Genomic DNA, 17,671 nt, shown 5'->3' on the forward strand with positions numbered 1-17,671 from the left:
GCCATGGCTCGGGGGGGCTCTCCGGCGCTGGACTGGATCGTGCTGAAGGTCGCACAGCGTTGCAATCTCAACTGCACCTATTGTTATGTATACAACCGTGGCGACGACTCGTGGAAGTCGCGTCCGGCGCTCATTTCCGATGTCGTGGTCGCCAAACTGGCCGAACGCATTGTCGCGCATTGCGCACAGTACGGGCTGGACGCTTTCGTGGTGGAGTTGCATGGCGGCGAGCCTCTGCTTCTGGGCAAAAAGCGCATGCAACGGCTGATCGACATGTTGCGCCAGCGCTGCGCGCCGGTCAGGTTGCGGCTGATCCTACAGACCAACGGCTTGTTGCTGGATCCGGAATGGCTTGAGCTGTTCGACCGCAATGGCATCTCTTTCGGTATCAGCCTGGATGGTCCGCCGGAAGTGGCCGACCGCTTTCGCATCATGCGCAACGGGCAGGGGTCGACGCAGAAGCTGCTGGATAAGATTCGCGCTCTGCGTGCCGCCGGACCGGATTTCAACCGGCTGATGGGCAGTATCCTGTGCGTGGTCAATCCCGACCTCGATGGCGGCAAGCTAGTGCACTGGTTCGTCGACAACGGCTTCGATGCTTTCGAGTTTCTGCTGCCGGACGGCAATTACGTCAACTACCCGCAAGGATGGCGCGGCGTCGAACCGTACCGGCGCTTTTTGCTGGAAGCGTTCGAAGCTTGGTATGCCATGGGGAGCGCGGCACCGCAAATTCGTCTGTTCGAGATGATGATGATGGGCTTCATGGGCATCAAGTCGCCGCTGGATGCGCTGGGCGGCGATCTGCGCCGGCTGTGCGTGGTCGAATCGGATGGTTCGATCGGCGTCAGCGATGTGGTGCGCATCTGCCGGGGCGAGTACGCCAACGACAAGTTGGACATCTTCCAGCATCCGCTCGATCTGCATGCCTCGGTTTACCGCTTGGCGCAAATCCAGCAGCCCTGCGCACAATGCCAAGCCTGTCCGCATTTCGCCAGTTGCGGCGGCGGTTACTTGCCGCATCGCTTCGATGGCGCCGGGTTCGACCACCCGTCGATTTACTGCCACGCTTTGTATGCCCTGTCCGAACGCATGCTCTCGGTCATCCGCCGGGATCTGCCGCCGACGCTGCTCAGCGATCCGACCACTAGCCTTTGGACAGCCAGTCTGGCTGAATGACTATGCACAATGATGCGATCGATCCCCGTTATCGTCAGTTCGCCTGCCCGAAAATCGCTTTCGATCCGGTGCTATTCGAAGCGGTGGTGTTATTTCATGCCCAGGCGGTGGTGGACATGTTCCTGCAACGCCGTGCGGCACTGCTGGCGGAAAGAAGCGTTGGTGTGATTCCCCTGATCGAGCGCTGGCGGCAGCGTTCGCAGTGCGGCAGTCTGGATGCCGGCCTGGCATGGGATATGGCATTCGGCCGTGTGCAGTGGGCGCTGGAGACCGATGAGGTCGATGCGGGGGATGTGGCGCTGCACCTCGCCTTGCACCTGACTTCCCATGGCCTCCCCGGCGATTGGCGCGGCAGCTTGAGTGAAGCGGGTATGATGCGCTGGGGAAACTGGCTGCTGCCGGTGGAAGGGGAGGTTTCGGTTGTGAGCGACGGCGGGCAGGCGAGCGTATCGTTTGTCGATTTTGCGCGCGGGGCGCCGAGCACGCTGAGTTTTTACGCCGACGAGCACGGCTGGCAATGCGATCAGCCCGAAGCGTTGCTGCGAGTGGGGATCCATCAGTCGATCCTGCTGCTGCCGGAGTTTGCCATTCGCGGCCAACTGACCTTGGAGGATCAGTTCGGCAGCATTGTCGGCTATCCCGAACCCGATGCCGGCATGGCCGACACGCTGGCGCGCGCACTCGACTTGCTTGCCCGTTATGCACCGGATTATCTGATCTGGGTCGAGCGGGTGATTCGCGGCGCGGTGATTTGCCAATGCAAGGAAACCCGCACGCGCAGCAGCACTTGGTCCGAAGCGCCTGGCATCATCCTGTTGTCGCATACAACGGATGTGGCGACGATGGCCGAGATGCTGGTTCATGAGGCGTCGCACCAGTACTACCATGTCGTTGGGCGCGTCGGACGAGTCGACGACGGTAGCGACCGTCAGCTTTATTATTCGCCGGCCGTCGCGCGCGAGCGGCCATTGGCGCGGGTACTGATCGCGTATCATGCGTTCGCCAATATCCTATTGATGTACCGCGACTTCCGTCAGAACGGTTTGGCCATGACGGGGACGACGGGATGGTGGCATACCGCGGAACGGATGGAAGCCGATGTCGGCGTATTGGCTGCGCCGCTTTGCGACAATCCGGCGCTCACCGCCTACGGGCGTGCGCTATTCGAGCCGTTACACCAACGCGTCCACGCCGTGGCGGCCATCGATGGTTAATGCTCTGGCCGGCGAAGCGCCGACGACGGTGGCACTGGAGCATTTACTTCATCTGCTGGCATGGGAGGCGCCGCCGCAAGCATGGCGCCCTTGGCAGGCGGCCTATGACGTGTTTTTGTGGCAGCGTGTCCAGTATTTATGTGAACAAAGCGTCGACGACGGCTGCATCTTCCAGGCGCTGCAAGCATTGTCCCCGGCGCGCTGCCAGCGTTTCTTACGCACACCGCAGGTCGCACGATTACTTTATCGGCACGACGACAACGAGGACGTTTGGCGAGGCGGCACACGCTTGGCCGGTTTCTTGCTCGAAGAGTTGGGCGATTTGGACACCGCCGCTTGCGACTCGGCCGTGTTGCCTTGCGCGCGCCGCGTCACCTTGCTAGCTGACGCACTGGCTCTGGATCTGGATGGCAGGCAAACCTTTCCGGACGAAGACGGTCAGTGGCGCACGGTCTGCCATGCCTCTCCGGAGCGCGAAGCGGTACTGGACCAGCTCAGCGATGCGATGGCGGCATTGCAGCATCTGTCGCCGTCGTTGGCGGCCTTGGTGACGACTTGCATCGAGGTGCTGGCACTGCGCTGCGAACCCGAAACGCCGCGCGGGCTATTTTCCAGTACCTTCAGTCACTACGTCGGCCTGGTGCGTATCACCAATGCACATCTTGCCGAGGCGGATGCTCCCGCCTTGATGGATGCCTTGGTTCACGAGGCGATTCACTGCCTACTCTATCGCTACGAAGAGTCCTGCGCGCCTTTTCAGTCTGCTCGAGCGTGGACGGTAACGATCCAATCGCCATGGACGGGCGCGACCATCGCGTTGCCGTCTTATTTGCAGGCATGCATGGTGTGGTACGGCTTGTTCCACTTGTGGCGCCTTGCCGCCGTCAGCGGCTTCGGGCCGGCGCCGCGGGTGGCGCAGCTCGCAGAGCGCGCGCGCGTGGGGTTTTGCCACCGGCCGGTCTCCGAGGGGCTTATCGCACACCGTGGGTGGATCGCGCCGGCCTATCTGGATCTGCTATTGGCCGCCGAGGCTCGTATGTTGGCCGAACCCCCGGGATAGCATCGGATCGCCGGTTGTCCACGCGAGGTTCGCCACGGACAAAAAAAACCGCGCAACCCTTGGGTTGCGCGGTTTTGTGCTCTCGTAGGCTTGCGTCGAGGTATTACTCGGGGCGCATGTGCGGGAAGAGGATGACGTCGCGGATCGAGGCCGAGTCGGTCAGTAGCATGACCAGACGGTCGATGCCGATACCGCAACCGCCGGTCGGCGCCAGGCCGTATTCCAGCGCGCGCACGTAGTCGGCGTCGTAATGCATGGCTTCGTCGTCGCCGCTTTCCATCTGCTTGACCTGTTGCATGAAGCGATCGGCCTGGTCTTCCGGGTCGTTCAACTCGGAGTAACCGTTGGCCAGTTCGCGACCCACGCAGAACAGCTCGAAGCGTTCGGTGATGCCTTGGTGTTTATCCGAGGCGCGCGCCAAGGGCGACACTTCCACCGGGTAGTCGATGATGAAGGTCGGATTCCACAGTTGGCCTTCGGCGCACTCTTCGAACAGTGCCAGGTGCAGGCTACCCAAGCCCTTGGCCGGCGGTAGCTTGCCGCCGAGGCGCTGGATCTCCGCGGCCACCCACGCGGCATCGTTCAGCTGCGCGTCGGTGTACTGCGGGTTGTACTTCTTGATTGCCTGCACGATGGTCAGCCGGTCGAAGTTCGACAGGTCGACGGTTTTTCCCTGGTACGGAATCTGCAACGAACCGCAGACACGCATGGCGCCGTCCTGGATGATCCTTTCGGTCAATTCCATCATGCGATGGTAATCCGAATAGGCCTCGTAGAACTCCATCATGGTGAACTCGGGGTTGTGGCGAGTGCTCATCCCCTCGTTGCGGAAGTTGCGGTTGATTTCGAACACGCGTTCGAAGCCGCCGACCACCAGCCGCTTCAGATACAGTTCCGGCGCGATACGCAGGAACAGCGGCATGTCGAGCGCGTTGTGGTGCGTCTTGAACGGACGCGCCGAAGCGCCACCCGGGATCGGGTGCATCATCGGGGTTTCCACTTCCAGGTAGCGTTCGCCGATCATCACCTGGCGGATGCCTTGGATGATTTGCGAGCGCTTCATGAAGACGCTACGCGACTCTTCGTGCATCACCAGGTCGACATAGCGCTGGCGGTATTTCTGCTCTTGGTCGGCCAGGCCGTGGAACTTGTCCGGCAGCGGGCGGATGGCCTTCGACAACAGACGCACTTCGCTTGCGCGCACGGTCAGCTCGCCGGTCTTGGTGATGAACAGCGTGCCCTTGACCCCGAGGATGTCGCCCATATCCCAACGCTTGAAGTCGTCGTAGGCTTCGGCCGGGATGTCGTCGCTGGCGACGAAGATCTGGATCGCGCCGGTGAAATCCTGCAGCGTGGCGAACGAAGCCTTGCCCATGACACGTTTAAGCATCATACGACCAGCGACGGCGACCTCGATCTTTTCGGCTTCCAGCGCGTCACCCGGTTTACCGGCGTATTTATCCTGCAGATCTTTGGCAAACGCATTGCGTTTGTAATCGTTCGGATAAGCGACGCCTTTTTCGCGGATGGCTTTCAGCTTCAGGCGGCGCTCCGCCATGATTTGGTTTTCGTCCTGAATCGCAGATGTTTGTTCGTGTTCAGACATAAAAGCTCCATTAGCTACTGAATGGGGAAACCGTCGTCGGCGCGCGTGGGGTAGTGTGCGTCGGGCAGCGGGTTTCCCTTACTACGGCCGGGGACCATCCCCGGCTTTTAAACGCCTTGCTTCAGGCTGGCCTCGATGAAATCGTCGAGGTCGCCGTCCATCACGGCTTTGATGTTGCCGACTTCATGGCCAGTACGCAGATCTTTGATACGAGACTGGTCGAAAACGTAGGAGCGAATTTGATGCCCCCAGCCCACGTCGGTTTTACTGTCTTCGAGTGCCTGCTTGGCGGCATTGCGCTTTTTAAGCTCAAGCTCATATAGCTTGGCACGCAGCATCTGCATGGCTTCGTCGCGGTTGCGATGCTGAGATCGGTCGTTCTGACACTGTACCACAATGCCCGTTGGGTTGTGGGTAATACGAACCGCGGAGTCGGTTTTGTTGATGTGCTGACCGCCCGCGCCGGAAGCGCGGTAGGTATCGATTCTGAGATCGGCCGGATTGATGTCGATTTCGATCGAGTCGTCGACCTCGGGGTAGACGAATACCGACGAGAACGATGTGTGCCGGCGGGCATTGGAATCGAAGGGCGAAACACGAACCAAACGGTGCACGCCGACCTCGGTGCGCAACAGGCCGTAGGCGTAGTCGCCCTCGATCTTCAGCGTTGCGCTGGTAATGCCTGCGACTTCGCCTTCGGACTCTTCCAGTACGTCGACCTTGAAACCCTTGCGCTCGGCGTAGCGGGTGTACATGCGCAGCAGCATGCCGGCCCAGTCCTGCGCCTCGGTGCCGCCCGCGCCGGCCTGGATGTCGAGGAAGCAGGGGCGCGGATCCATCGGGTCGTTGAACATGCGGCGGAATTCGAGTTGCGCCAGGCGTGTCTCGATGTCGACCAGGTCGGCCTGTACGGCCAGAACGGTGTCGTCGTCGCCTTCGTCGCGCGCCATGTCGAACAGGTCACGGCTGTCGCCGATGCCGGCGTCGAGCGACTCCAGCGTGACGACGACGTCTTCAAGTTGCTTGCGTTCGCGGCCCAAGTCCTGGGCGCGTTTGGGATCGTTCCAGACTTCCGGATCTTCGGTCAGGCGAACCACTTCTTCCAGCCGGTCTTTTTTACCAGCGTAGTCAAAGATACCCCCGAATATCGGTCAATCGGCTGGCCAGGTCCTCCATTTGGGCGGCGATCTGGTTCAGTACCTCGGCTTCGATCATGTCTACTACTCCAAAAAAATATCGAGAAAAACCTAGGAGCGCGTGCTCCTCATGTTGAGGTTTCGCTGGCGCGGCGTCCTTTTAACAAATCGGTCGGCAGGCCTTGGCTGCAAATGCAAAGCGCACCCGAGGGGTGCGCTTTGGTCGGCTGCCGCTACGTCAGGCAGACGGATGGAGCGTTCAGCCCAGCAGGGGAAGAATCGCTGCGCGTTCTTCTTCCAGTTCGTTCTGGGTCAGGGTCATCCGTTCGCGGCTGAATTCGTCAATGGCAAGACCTTGCACGATCTTGTAGTCGCCATTCTCGCACACCACCGGGAAACCGTACATCAGGCCTTCCGGGATGCCGTAGGAACCGTCGGACGGTATGCCCATGGTCACCCATTCGCCGTTGGTGCCATGCCACCAGTCGTGGATGTGGTCGATGGCGGCGTTGGCGGCCGATGCGGCGGAGGACAGACCGCGTGCTTCGATGATGGCGGCGCCGCGTTTGCCCACGGTCGGCAGGAACACGTCGCGGTTCCAGGCTTCGTCGTTGATCAGGCTCTTGACGTTCTGACCGTCGATGGTGGCGAAGCGGTAGTCGGCGTACATGGTCGGCGAGTGGTTGCCCCATACCGCCAATTGGCGGATGGCGGCCACCGGCTTGCCGGCCTTGGCGGCGATCTGCGACAGCGCCCGGTTGTGGTCAAGACGCAACATTGCGGTGAATTGACGTGGATTCAGATCCGGCGCGCTCTTCATGGCGATGTAGGCGTTGGTGTTGGCCGGGTTGCCGACCACCAGCACCTTCACTTTGCGGTCGGCATGGTCGTTCAGCGCCTTGCCCTGCACGGTGAAGATGGCGCCGTTGGCTTCGAGCAGATCCTTGCGTTCCATGCCCTTCGAGCGCGGGCGGGCGCCGACCAGGATGGCGACCTGGGCATCCTTGAACGCCACGTTCGGGTCGTCGGTGGCGACCATGCCGGCCAACAGCGGGAAGGCGCAGTCTTCCAATTCCATCATTACGCCCTTAACCGCGGTTTGCGCTTGCGGGAGGTCGAGCAGTTGCAGGATGACAGGCTGATCTTTGCCGAGCATTTCGCCGCTGGCGATGCGGAACAGCAGGCTGTAACCGATCTGGCCGGCAGCGCCGGTTACGGCTACACGTACGGGGGCTTTCATATGACTGACTCTCCTTTTGTTGTGTCCGTTTTGTTGCTGCGATTGCGTCAGGATGACTGAGTGTAGCACGCAGAATTCGCGATGTGTTTGGAAATGTCCTACTTTGGTAAATGTCTTTGTCTGAAACTTATGTCTTATATAAGACTGGTCTTTACGCTTGATTTGTTTGGTGATAAAAAGACGGGGATGATGAGAAACACGCTGCGGCGTCTGCCGCTTTATGCACAAATCAAGTCGGTTTTGATCCGGCGTATCGTCGATGGCGAATGGCAGGCCAATCAGGCGCTGCCCAGCGAGTGGGAGCTCGCGGCCGAGCTCGATGTCAGCCAGGGCACCGTGCGCAAGGCGCTGGGCGAGTTGGTGACGCAGGGCGTGCTGTACCGGCGCCAGGGGCGCGGTACTTTCGTGGCCGAGGTGGCCAGCGACTGGGGTGCGGGCTATCTGGTGACGCCGGGGCTATTGAACGAAAAGCCGGACGAGCTGGTGCTGGAGCTTTTGGGCTGTTCGCGCGGCAATGCGCCGGACGAGGTGGCCCAGGTGCTGGGGCTCAGACGCGGCGCGCCGGTGATCCGGGTTCGGCAGTTGTGGCGGCTCTCCGGTCTGGCGGTGGCGCTTGACGATGCCTATCTGCCGGCCGAGCCGTTCGACGGCCTGGATGCGCGCTCGATCCGCCAATGTGGCGGCGGCGTTTATGTGACGCTGCAGCGGCGTTTCGGCGTGCGGCTCCGCGTGACGGGCGAGCAACTGCGTGCGGTCATGCTCGGGCGCGAGGACGCGGCCATGCTGGGCGTGGCGCCCGACCAGCCGGTGCTGTCGCAGTTGCGGGTGTCGGCGACCATGGAGGGCGAGCCGTTGGAGTGGCGGCAGCGGATTTGTCTGACCGATTCGCTCGCTTTTACCACTGGCCGGCAGCCATGATTCGGACGGCAAGCGTCCGCTTTTGATAGAATTCATCGGTCATATTCCGGTTTCGACCGGTGTATGGCCAAGCACGAAGCCAGAGTCGACCGCACAACAAGAGTCGACGGCTCGGGCGGTCCCGCAGGTCGGGAACCGTCGATATATATTGCTCAACAAAGTGGAAAACCAAATGCAGAAGCAAAGACCCAAGCATCTGGACCTGGCCAAAATCAGGCTTCCGGTGCCCGGCATTGTCTCGATCTTGCATCGGGTCAGCGGCGTGGCGCTGTTCCTGTTCTTGCCGGTCCTGATTTACCTCCTCCAGGGTTCGCTGAGCTCGGCCGAATCCTTCGATGCCTTCCGTTCCGTCATCGCCCATCCGCTCGTCAAGCTGGTTCTGATCGGCGTGCTATGGGCATTTCTGCATCACGCGATGGCGGGCATTCGTTTCCTGTTTCTCGATATGCACAAGGGGCTCGAACTGGCCACCGCGCGCGCGACCGCTAAGACCGTGCTGGTCGTCAGCCTGGTGCTGACCTTGATCCTGGGGGTGGCGGTATGGTGAATCGTATTGTTGTCGGAGCCCACTACGGCTTGCGCGACTGGCTGGTCCAGCGCGCCACCGCCGTGATCATGTTGGCCTATACCCTGGCGCTGGTGTTGTTCCTGCTGGTGATGCCGTCGGGTTTTGCCGGCTGGAAGGCGTTGTTCGCTTGTTCCTGGGTGCGTCTCTTGACCCAGGTCACGTTGCTGGCGCTCTTGCTGCATGCCTGGGTGGGCGTGCGCGATATCTGGATGGACTATGTCAAACCGGTCGGCGTGCGCCTTGTGCTGCATGTGCTGACCATTCTGTGGCTGGTGTCCTGTTTCATCTATTCCGTTAAGGTAGTCTGGGGGCTGTAATGGGCGTACCCGTTCGTCGTTTCGATGCAGTGATTGTGGGGGGCGGTGGCGCCGGCTTGCGCGCTGCGCTGCAACTGTCCGAGGCCGGTCTCAAGACCGCCGTGCTTTCCAAGGTATTTCCGACGCGTTCGCACACCGTGGCGGCGCAAGGCGGGATTTCCGCTTCGCTGGGCAATGTCCAGGAAGACCACTGGCAGTGGCATATGTATGACACCGTCAAAGGGTCGGACTGGCTGGGCGACCAGGATGCCATCGAGTTCATGTGCCGCACCGCGCCGGATGCCGTGGTGGAGCTGGAACATTTCGGCATGCCGTTCGACCGTTTGGAGAACGGCAAGATCTATCAACGGCCGTTCGGCGGCCATACGCAGCATAACGGCAAGACCCCGGTACAGCGCGCCTGCGCCGCAGCCGACCGGACCGGCCATGCCATGCTGCACACGCTGTACCAGCGCAATGTGCGCGCCAATACCCAGTTCTTCGTCGAATGGATGGCGCTGGATCTGATCCGCGACGCCGAGGGCGACGTGGTCGGCGTGACCGCGCTGGAAATGGAGACCGGCGAGATCTATGTGCTGCACGCCAAGGCGGTGTTGTTCGCCACCGGCGGCGCCGGCCGTATCTATGCCGCGTCCACCAACGCCTTCATCAATACCGGCGATGGCCTGGGCATGTGCGTGCGTGCCGGGCTGCCGCTGGAAGACATGGAATTCTGGCAGTTCCACCCGACCGGCGTGGCCGGCGCCGGCGTGCTGATCACCGAGGGCGTGCGCGGCGAGGGCGGCATTCTGCTCAACGCCAACGGCGAACGCTTCATGGAACGCTATGCGCCGAACCTCAAGGATCTGGCGCCGCGCGATTTCGTCTCGCGTTCGATGGAGCTCGAGGTGCTGGAAGGCCGCGGTTGCGGCCCGCACAAGGATCACGTGCTGCTCAAGCTCGATCACCTCGGTCCGGACATCATCAATCAGCGTCTGCCGGGTATCCGCGAAATCGCGATCAAGTTCGCCGGCGTCGACCCGATCAAGGAGCCGATCCCGGTCATCCCGACCTGTCATTACATGATGGGCGGCATTCCGACCAACTATCGCGGCGAAGTGGTCGCGCCCAAGGGCGACGACCCGGAAGTGCGCGTCAACGGTTTCTACGCCGCGGGCGAGTGCGCCTGCGCCTCGGTGCACGGCGCCAACCGTCTGGGCACCAATTCCTTGTTGGATCTGGTGGTGTTCGGCAAGTCGGCCGGCGACAGCATGATCAAGTACATCCGCGAGGAAATGCCGACCTGGAAGGATCTGCCGGCGGATGCGGCCGACCGGTCGCTCGCCCGGGTGGCGCGACTCGACGGTCAGACCGGCGGCGAGGAAGTGGCCGATGTGCGCGCCGCGATGCAACGCACGGTGCAGTCGCGTGCCGGGGTGTTCCGTAACGACGCCAACCTCAAGCTGGGCGTGGACGAGATCGCCCAGGTGGCCGACCGTGCCCGCCTGTTGCAGATCAAGGACAAGTCCAAGGTGTTCAATACTGCGCGTGTCGAAGCGCTGGAACTGGAAAACCTGGTCGAAGTCGCCGTGGCCACGCTGGTGGCGGCCGAGGCGCGCAAGGAGTCGCGCGGTGCGCATGCGCACGACGATTATCCGAAGCGCGATGACGATAACTGGATGAAGCACTCGCTGTTCTTCGGTTCCGACCGCAGCTTGCGCTATAAGCCGGTTCACACCAAGCCGCTGTCGGTGGATTACATTCCGCCGAAAGAACGGACTTTCTGACCCGGAGCCCAGACATGAAGAAAATGCGTTTTTCGATCTACCGCTACAACCCGGAGACCGATGCCAAGCCTTACATGCAGGACTACGAGGTGGAGATCGGTCCGAAGGACATCAAACTTCTGGATGTGTTGACCAAGCTGAAGGCGATGGACGACACGCTGTCGTTCCGCCGCTCCTGCCGCGAAGGCATCTGCGGTTCCGACGGCATGAACATCAACGGCAAGAACGGCCTCGCCTGCTTGACCGACGTGGCGAGCCTGTCCGAGCCGGTCGCGTTGCGTCCGCTGCCGGGCCTGCCGATCGTGCGCGACCTGATCGTCGACATGACCCAGTTCTTCAAGCAATACCACTCGATCAAGCCTTATGTGGTCAACAACACCCCGGCGCCCGAGCGCGAGCGTTTGCAGTCGCCGGAAGACCGCAAGGAACTGGATGGTTTGTACGAGTGCATCTTGTGTGCTTGCTGTTCGACGTCCTGCCCGTCGTTCTGGTGGAACCCCGACAAGTTCGTCGGCCCGGCGGGCCTATTGGCCGCCTACCGTTTCATCGCCGATACGCGTGACGAGATCACCAGCGAACGCCTGGATAATCTGGAAGACCCGTACCGCCTGTTCCGCTGCCATACCATCATGAACTGCGTCGATGTGTGTCCGAAGCATCTGAATCCGACCCGTGCGATCGGCAAGATCAAGGACTTGATGGTGAAGCGCGCGGTATGAGCGAGATCGATGCCACCGAAAAGAAGCGGATTCGTTGGCGCTCGCGGCGAGGACTGCTGGAGCTCGATATCGTGCTCGAGCGGTTTCTCGCCAGCGGCTTCGACGATCTCGATCAGGGCCAACTGGCGGACTACCGCCGTCTGCTTCAGCTTGACGACAACGATTTTCTCGACGTCGTCAACGGCAAGGCCGATCTCGACGATGCGGCGCTGATGGCGATCGTGCGCCTGCTGCGCGCCGTCTGAACGGGGAGGGGAAAGCCGCCTGCTCGCGCGGGCGGTTAGGGTCGATAGACCCGAGGGGCTGCAAACAAAATCACCATAACAACTGGGAGTTAAGCTAGTGGAAACCAACCGTAAAGTGACGCTCACTTACAGCGAAGGCAAAGATACGCTGGAGATGCCGGTTCTGGCCGGTTCGCTCGGGCCGGACGTCGTCGACATCCGTAACTTTGCCAAGACCGGCATGTTCACCTTCGACCCGGGGTTTCTCGCCACCGCGAGCTGCGAATCGAAGATCACCTTCATCGATGGCGATCTGGGCCAGCTCTACTATCGCGGCTACCCGATCGAACAGTTGGCCGAACATTCCGACTACCTGGAGTGCTGCTACTTGCTGATGAACGGCGAACTGCCGACCGCCAAGCAGCGCGAAGAATTCAGTTACACCATCATGCACCACACCATGGTGCACGAGCAGTTATCCAGCTTCTTCAAGGGCTTCCGCCGCGACTCCCACCCGATGGCGATGATGGTCGGCGTGGTCGGCGCGCTGTCCGCGTTCTATCAGGACAGCCTGGATATTTCCAACCCCGATCACCGCAAGGTGGCCAAGTTCCGTCTGATCTCCAAGATCCCGACGATCGCCGCCATGTGTTTCCGCTACTCGATCGGTGCGCCGTTCATGTATCCGCGCAACAACCTGTCCTATAGCGCCAACTTCCTGCACATGATGTTCGCCACCCCGTGCGAACCGTACGAGCCGAACCCGGTGCTGGTACGCGCGCTGGATCGTATTCTGATCCTGCATGCCGACCACGAGCAGAACGCCTCCACGTCGACCGTGCGCCTGGCCGGTTCCTCCGGCGCCAACCCGTTCGCCTGCGTCGCCGCCGGTATCGCCTGCCTGTGGGGCCCGGCCCATGGCGGCGCCAACGAAGCGGTGCTGAAGATGCTGGACGAGATCGGCTCCGAGGACAACATCGAAGAATTCATCCAGGGCGTGAAGGACAAGCGCTATCGCCTGATGGGCTTCGGCCACCGCGTGTACAAGAACATGGATCCGCGCGCCAGCATCATGCGCGAGACTTGCCACGATGTGCTGCAGGAACTGGGTTTGCACGACGATCCGAAGTTCAAGTTGGCGATGAAGTTGGAACAAATCGCGCTCAGCGACCCGTACTTCGTCGAGCGCAAGCTGTATCCGAACGTCGACTTCTACTCCGGCATCGTGCTGGCCGCGCTGAATATCCCGGTTTCGATGTTCACCGTGATCTTCGCGTTGGCGCGCACCGTGGGCTGGATCAGCCACTGGGACGAAATGCTGTCCGACCCGCAACAGAAGATCGGCCGTCCGCGCCAGCTGTACACCGGTGCGCCGCGTCGCGATTACGTGCCGGTCACCAAGCGCTAAACGGAGGGTAGGGAGTTGGGCGTAGCTCGCATTCGCCGCAGGCAATGCGACATGCCCGCCCACTCCCCCCAAGAGTCTTACGTCGATCGCGGCGTTTTGCCGCCGCCATCGCCATAACGCTTTTACCACGCTGCAGCCAAGACAAAACAAAGGACCGAACCATGATGCAAAGCATGTACAGTCATTCCTACCTGTTCGGTGGGAATGCACCGTTCATCGAGGAGCTGTACGAACAGTATCTTGCCGATCCGAACGCTATCGACGAACAGTGGCGCGCCTACTTCGACAAGCTCGCCCAGGCGCCGGGCGCGAGCGAGCGCGATGTGCCGCACTTGCCGATCCAGGAATCGTTCATCCAACTGGCGAAACAGCCGTCGGCCGCGCGCGGCAAGAGCGCGGTCGCCGAGTGGGAGTCGATGCAAAAGCAGGTCGGCGTACTGAAGCTGATCTCGGCCTATCGCGTGTTGGGGGCACGCCAGGCCAATCTGGATCCGCTGATGCGCATGGATCAGCACGCGGCGCCTGAACTCGATCCGGCCAACCATGGCCTGGGCGACGCCGACATGGCGGTGCAGTTCAACGTCGGCTCGTTGGTTGGGCCGCAGCGCCTGCCGCTGTCGGAGATTCTGGCGCGCCTGAAGCAGACCTACTGCGGCAGCATCGGTTTCGAGTACATGCATTTGACCGATTCGCAAGAAAAGCATTGGCTGCAGCATCGCTTCGAGGCCGATTTGTCGACGCCGCGTTTCGACGCCGCCCGCAAAAAGCGCATCCTCAAGCAGATCACCGCCGCCGAGACGCTGGAACGCTATCTGCACACCAAGTATGTCGGCCAGAAGCGCTTCTCGCTCGAGGGTGGCGAAAGCGCCATCGTCGCGCTCGATCACCTGATCCAGAATGCCGGCCAGCACGGCACGCAGGAACTGATCATCGGTATGGCCCACCGTGGCCGCCTGAACGTGCTGGTCAATACGCTGGGCAAGCTGCCGCGCGATCTGTTCGCCGAGTTCGAGGGTAAGAAGACCTCCGACCTGGCTTCGGGCGACGTCAAATACCATATGGGTTTCTCCAGCGATATTCCGACGCCGTCGGGCCCGATGCACGTCTCGCTGGCGTTCAACCCCTCGCACCTGGAAATCGTCAATCCGGTGGTCGAGGGCTCGGTGCGTGCCCGCCAGGAGCATCGCAACGACAGCGAACGCAAGCAGGCGGTGCCGGTGCTGATTCACGGCGACTCCGCGTTTGCCGGCCTGGGCGTCAACCAAGGTACGTTCAACCTGTCGCAGACCCGTGGCTACGGCACCGGCGGCACGATCCACCTGGTGATCAACAACCAAGTGGGCTTCACCACCTCGGATACGCGCGACGTCCGCTCGACGCTGTACTGCACCGACGTGGCCAAGATGGTCGAAGCGCCGATTTTCCACGTTAACGGCGACGATCCGGAAGCCGTGTGCTACGTGACGCAGCTGGCGCTCGATTACCGCATGGCCTTCAAGAAGGATGTGGTCATCGATATGGTCTGCTATCGCAAGCTCGGCCATAACGAGGGCGACGATCCGTTCCTGACCCAGCCGATGATGTACAAGCGCATCGCCAAGCACGAGGGCGCCCGCGCGTTGTACGCCAACCGTCTGATCGCCGACGGCGTGATCGGCAAGGACGAGGCCGATGGCCTGATCAAGGCTTATCGCGATGCGCTGGACAAGGGCGAGCATGTCGAACAGACCGTGCTGTCCAACTACAAGCGCGAGCATGCCAACGACTGGAGCCATTTCATCGGCACCCACTGGGCGCATCCGACCGACACGTCGTTGCCGTTGGCCGATCTGCAACGTCTGGCCGATAAGGTCACCTCGGTACCGGAAGGCTTCAAGCTGCATCCGACAGTCGAGAAGGTGATCAACGCGCGCCGCGCCATGGCCGAGGGCAAGCAGGACGTCGACTGGGGCATGGCCGAAACCCTGGCCTATGCGTCGCTGGTGACCAACGGTTATTCGGTGCGGCTGTCCGGCGAGGACTCCGGTCGCGGCACCTTCGCTCACCGCCATTCGGTGCTGCACGATCAGAACCGCGAGCGCTGGGATCAAGGCACCTATGTGCCGTTGCGCAATATGGCCGAGGGTCAGGGCAATTTCCTGGTGATCGACTCCATTCTCAACGAAGAAGCGGTGTTGGCCTACGAGTACGGCTATGCCTGTTCGGCGCCGAACGATCTGGTGATCTGGGAGGCGCAGTTCGGCGATTTCGCCAACGGCGCGCAAGTCGCCATCGACCAATTCATTTCCTCGGGCGAGACCAAGTGGGGCCGCTTGTGCGGTCTGGGCCTGATTCTGCCGCACGGCTACGACGGTCAGGGTCCGGAGCACTCGTCCGCCCGCCTGGAGCGCTGGCTGCAACTGTGCGCCGAGCACAACATCCAGGTGATCATGCCGTCCGAGGCCGGCCAGATGTTCCACCTGCTGCGTCGCCAGATCCTGCGCCCGTATCGCAAGCCGCTGATCATCTTCCTATCCAAGCGCCTGCTGCGCTACAAGGATTCGATGAGCCCGATCGAGTCGCTGACCACGGGCGGTTTCCGCCCGGTGATCGGCGACAGCACCGTGGCCGACCCGAAGAAGGTCAAGCGCGTGCTGCTGTGCGCCGGGCAGGTGTATTACGACCTGTTCAACGCCCGCCGCGACCGCGGCTTGGACAAAGACATCGCCATCGTGCGCATCGAACAGCTCTATCCGTTCCCGACCGAGCAAGTCGCCGCCGAGCTGGCACGCTACTCCACGGCGCGCGAAGTACTTTGGGTACAGGAAGAGCCGCGCAACCAGGGGGCCTGGTATCAGATTCGCCACCGGCTGGAGGGGCTGTTGATCGGCAAGCAGACGCTGGCGTTCGCCGGTCGTCCGTCCTCCGCGTCGCCTGCCGTCGGTTACATGAGCAAGCATGTCGCGCAGCTCAAGGCCTTTATCGATGACGCCATGACCCTTACCAAGTAAGGCACGAGACAAAAAAACCCGCGGGGCTGCGCCCCCGCGCAATGGAGAAGAAGATGCTGATCGAAGTCAAAGTCCCGCAATTGCCGGAATCGGTTTCCGAAGCCACGCTGATGACCTGGCACAAGAAGGTGGGTGAGTCCGTCAACCGCGACGAAAACCTGATCGACCTGGAAACCGACAAGGTCGTGCTGGAGCTGCCGGCGCCTCAGGCCGGCGTGATCGTCAAGATCGTCGAAGCCGATGGCGCGACCGTGGTGTCCGGCCAGTTGCTGGCGCAGATCGATACCGAAGCGGTGGCAGGCGTCGCCGCCGCGGCGCCGGCCGCGGCTTCTGCTGCAGCACCCGCCGCTGTCGCCGCGGCGCCGGGTGGGGCCGCCATGCCGTCGGCCGCCAAGCTCGCCGCGGAGAGCGGTGTCGACCTGTCCCAGGTCGCCGGTAGCGGCCGCGATGGCCGTATCCTCAAGGAAGACGTGCAGGCCGCCGCCAAGGCGCCGGTTGTCCCGGCCGCTGCGCCGGCCCAGGCCGGTCCGGTGTTGGCCAAGAGCGCACCGGCCGGCGGCGCCGCGCTGGCAAGCACCCCGCCGGCAGTCAATGTCGCGGGCCTGTTGGCCGATCGGCCGGAACAGCGCGTACCGATGTCGCGTCTGCGCCAACGCGTTGCCGAGCGTTTGGTGATGTCGCAACAAACCAACGCCATCCTGACCACCTTCAACGAAGTCAACATGAAGCCGGTCATGGATCTGCGCAACAAGTACAAGGAAAAGTTCGAGAAGGAGCACGGCGTCAAGCTGGGCTTCATGTCGTTCTTCGTCAAGGCCGCCGTGGCCGCCTTGAAGAAATTCCCGGTGGTCAATGCCTCGATCGACGGCAACGACATCATCTATCACGGCTACTTCGACATCGGTATCGCCGTCGGCAGCCCGCGCGGTCTGGTCGTGCCGATTCTGCGCAATGCGGATCAACTGAGCATCGCCGAGATCGAACGCCAGATCGCCGATTTCGCGGTCAAGGCCCGCGACGGCAAGCTCGCGCTGGAAGACCTGACCGGCGGTACCTTCTCCGTCACCAACGGCGGTACGTTCGGCTCGATGATGTCGACCCCGATCATCAACCCGCCGCAATCGGCGATCCTCGGCATGCATGCCACCAAGGAGCGTGCGGTGGTCGAGAACGGTCAGGTGGTGGTGCGGCCGATGATGTATCTGGCCCTGTCCTACGACCACCGTATCATCGACGGTCGCGAAGCCGTGCTGACGCTGGTAACCATCAAGGATCTGCTGGAAGATCCCGCGCGTCTGATCCTGGATCTGTAATCGACGCGGGCTCGGG

At 61.8% G+C, this 17,671-nt stretch carries 15 protein-coding genes; 12 read left to right on the forward strand and 3 right to left on the reverse strand.

Annotated elements, in window-relative coordinates:
- Positions 1–3 precede the first annotated feature (3 nt).
- From DFP86_RS00345 to DFP86_RS00355, 3 genes are read left to right on the forward strand one after another with little or no spacing between them, the layout of a single operon-like run.
- Positions 4–1,176, forward strand: coding sequence for a radical SAM protein (locus DFP86_RS00345; protein ID WP_133678315.1), 1,173 nt, complete (start codon positions 4–6; stop codon positions 1,174–1,176).
- Positions 1,173–2,390: an aKG-HExxH-type peptide beta-hydroxylase gene (locus DFP86_RS00350; RefSeq protein WP_133678011.1), complete on the forward strand. Its 1,218-nt coding sequence runs from the start codon at positions 1,173–1,175 to the stop codon at positions 2,388–2,390. Before DFP86_RS00345 ends, DFP86_RS00350 begins: the two co-directional genes overlap by 4 nt.
- Entirely contained in the window at positions 2,383–3,450 is a 1,068-nt protein-coding gene (locus DFP86_RS00355) for an aKG-HExxH-type peptide beta-hydroxylase (protein ID WP_133678012.1), read from the forward strand. The genes DFP86_RS00350 and DFP86_RS00355 overlap by 8 nt, the downstream gene beginning before the upstream one ends.
- 103 nt (positions 3,451–3,553) lie before the next feature.
- Here DFP86_RS00355 and lysS read toward each other — a convergent pair whose 3' ends face one another.
- The 3 genes from lysS to DFP86_RS00370 form a co-directional block, all read right to left on the reverse strand.
- Positions 3,554–5,056: a lysine--tRNA ligase gene (gene lysS / locus DFP86_RS00360; RefSeq protein WP_133678013.1), complete on the reverse strand. Its 1,503-nt coding sequence runs from the start codon at positions 5,054–5,056 to the stop codon at positions 3,554–3,556.
- A 107-nt stretch (positions 5,057–5,163) separates the two neighbouring features.
- Positions 5,164–6,268, reverse strand: a protein-coding gene (gene prfB / locus DFP86_RS00365) for a peptide chain release factor 2 (RefSeq protein ID WP_133678316.1) whose coding sequence is annotated in 2 segments (ribosomal slippage) — positions 5,164–6,186 and positions 6,188–6,268 — 1,104 coding nt in all. Because the reading frame shifts where the segments join, the coding sequence is not laid out codon by codon here.
- A gap of 183 nt (positions 6,269–6,451) precedes the next feature.
- Complete coding sequence (locus DFP86_RS00370) at positions 6,452–7,432, reverse strand: malate dehydrogenase (RefSeq protein WP_133678014.1); 981 nt, start codon at positions 7,430–7,432, stop codon at positions 6,452–6,454.
- Between the two features lie 186 nt (positions 7,433–7,618).
- Between DFP86_RS00370 and DFP86_RS00375 the strand changes: the two genes are divergently transcribed.
- The 9 genes from DFP86_RS00375 to odhB all read left to right on the forward strand — a co-directional run bounded on the left by DFP86_RS00375 (position 7,619) and on the right by odhB (position 17,655).
- A complete protein-coding gene (locus DFP86_RS00375; protein ID WP_133678015.1) occupies positions 7,619–8,350 on the forward strand; it encodes a GntR family transcriptional regulator in 732 nt (243 codons plus the stop codon).
- Positions 8,351–8,522: 172 nt separating this feature from the next.
- Complete coding sequence (gene sdhC / locus DFP86_RS00380) at positions 8,523–8,897, forward strand: succinate dehydrogenase, cytochrome b556 subunit (RefSeq protein WP_133678016.1); 375 nt, start codon at positions 8,523–8,525, stop codon at positions 8,895–8,897.
- Positions 8,891–9,235, forward strand: a complete 345-nt coding sequence (sdhD, locus tag DFP86_RS00385) for a succinate dehydrogenase, hydrophobic membrane anchor protein (RefSeq protein ID WP_133678017.1) — start codon at positions 8,891–8,893, stop codon at positions 9,233–9,235. The genes sdhC and sdhD overlap by 7 nt, the downstream gene beginning before the upstream one ends.
- The gene (sdhA, locus tag DFP86_RS00390) at positions 9,235–11,001 is read left to right on the forward strand and encodes a succinate dehydrogenase flavoprotein subunit (protein WP_133678018.1); all 1,767 of its coding nucleotides are present in this window, start codon (positions 9,235–9,237) and stop codon (positions 10,999–11,001) included. Before sdhD ends, sdhA begins: the two co-directional genes overlap by 1 nt.
- Before the next feature lie 14 nt (positions 11,002–11,015).
- Positions 11,016–11,720, forward strand: a complete 705-nt coding sequence (locus DFP86_RS00395) for a succinate dehydrogenase iron-sulfur subunit (protein ID WP_133678019.1) — start codon at positions 11,016–11,018, stop codon at positions 11,718–11,720.
- Positions 11,717–11,965, forward strand: coding sequence for an FAD assembly factor SdhE (locus DFP86_RS00400; protein WP_133678020.1), 249 nt, complete (start codon positions 11,717–11,719; stop codon positions 11,963–11,965). The genes DFP86_RS00395 and DFP86_RS00400 overlap by 4 nt, the downstream gene beginning before the upstream one ends.
- A gap of 97 nt (positions 11,966–12,062) precedes the next feature.
- Positions 12,063–13,352 carry a citrate synthase gene (gene gltA / locus DFP86_RS00405; protein WP_133678021.1) on the forward strand — a complete coding sequence of 430 codons (1,290 nt, stop codon included), beginning with the start codon at positions 12,063–12,065 and terminating at the stop codon, positions 13,350–13,352.
- 161 nt (positions 13,353–13,513) lie between these two features.
- Positions 13,514–16,342, forward strand: coding sequence for a 2-oxoglutarate dehydrogenase E1 component (locus DFP86_RS00410; protein ID WP_133678022.1), 2,829 nt, complete (start codon positions 13,514–13,516; stop codon positions 16,340–16,342).
- 53 nt (positions 16,343–16,395) lie between these two features.
- The gene (gene odhB, locus DFP86_RS00415; protein ID WP_133678023.1) at positions 16,396–17,655 is read left to right on the forward strand and encodes a 2-oxoglutarate dehydrogenase complex dihydrolipoyllysine-residue succinyltransferase; all 1,260 of its coding nucleotides are present in this window, start codon (positions 16,396–16,398) and stop codon (positions 17,653–17,655) included.
- Positions 17,656–17,671 lie beyond the last annotated feature (16 nt).

The sequence above is a fragment of the Paludibacterium purpuratum genome (genome assembly GCF_004363805.1).
In the GTDB taxonomy this organism is placed as follows: Bacteria; Pseudomonadota; Gammaproteobacteria; order Burkholderiales; family Chromobacteriaceae; genus Paludibacterium; species Paludibacterium purpuratum.

Coding starts and splice junctions, on each gene's coding strand:
- DFP86_RS00345 (WP_133678315.1), top strand. CDS start 4: ATGGCTCGGGGGGGCTCTCCGGCGCTGGACTGGATCGTGCTGAAGGTC.
- DFP86_RS00350 (WP_133678011.1), top strand. CDS start 1,173: ATGACTATGCACAATGATGCGATCGATCCCCGTTATCGTCAGTTCGCC.
- DFP86_RS00355 (WP_133678012.1), top strand. CDS start 2,383: ATGGTTAATGCTCTGGCCGGCGAAGCGCCGACGACGGTGGCACTGGAG.
- lysS (WP_133678013.1), bottom strand. CDS start 5,056: ATGTCTGAACACGAACAAACATCTGCGATTCAGGACGAAAACCAAATC.
- DFP86_RS00370 (WP_133678014.1), bottom strand. CDS start 7,432: ATGAAAGCCCCCGTACGTGTAGCCGTAACCGGCGCTGCCGGCCAGATC.
- DFP86_RS00375 (WP_133678015.1), top strand. CDS start 7,619: ATGATGAGAAACACGCTGCGGCGTCTGCCGCTTTATGCACAAATCAAG.
- sdhC (WP_133678016.1), top strand. CDS start 8,523: ATGCAGAAGCAAAGACCCAAGCATCTGGACCTGGCCAAAATCAGGCTT.
- sdhD (WP_133678017.1), top strand. CDS start 8,891: ATGGTGAATCGTATTGTTGTCGGAGCCCACTACGGCTTGCGCGACTGG.
- sdhA (WP_133678018.1), top strand. CDS start 9,235: ATGGGCGTACCCGTTCGTCGTTTCGATGCAGTGATTGTGGGGGGCGGT.
- DFP86_RS00395 (WP_133678019.1), top strand. CDS start 11,016: ATGAAGAAAATGCGTTTTTCGATCTACCGCTACAACCCGGAGACCGAT.
- DFP86_RS00400 (WP_133678020.1), top strand. CDS start 11,717: ATGAGCGAGATCGATGCCACCGAAAAGAAGCGGATTCGTTGGCGCTCG.
- DFP86_RS00410 (WP_133678022.1), top strand. CDS start 13,514: ATGATGCAAAGCATGTACAGTCATTCCTACCTGTTCGGTGGGAATGCA.
- odhB (WP_133678023.1), top strand. CDS start 16,396: ATGCTGATCGAAGTCAAAGTCCCGCAATTGCCGGAATCGGTTTCCGAA.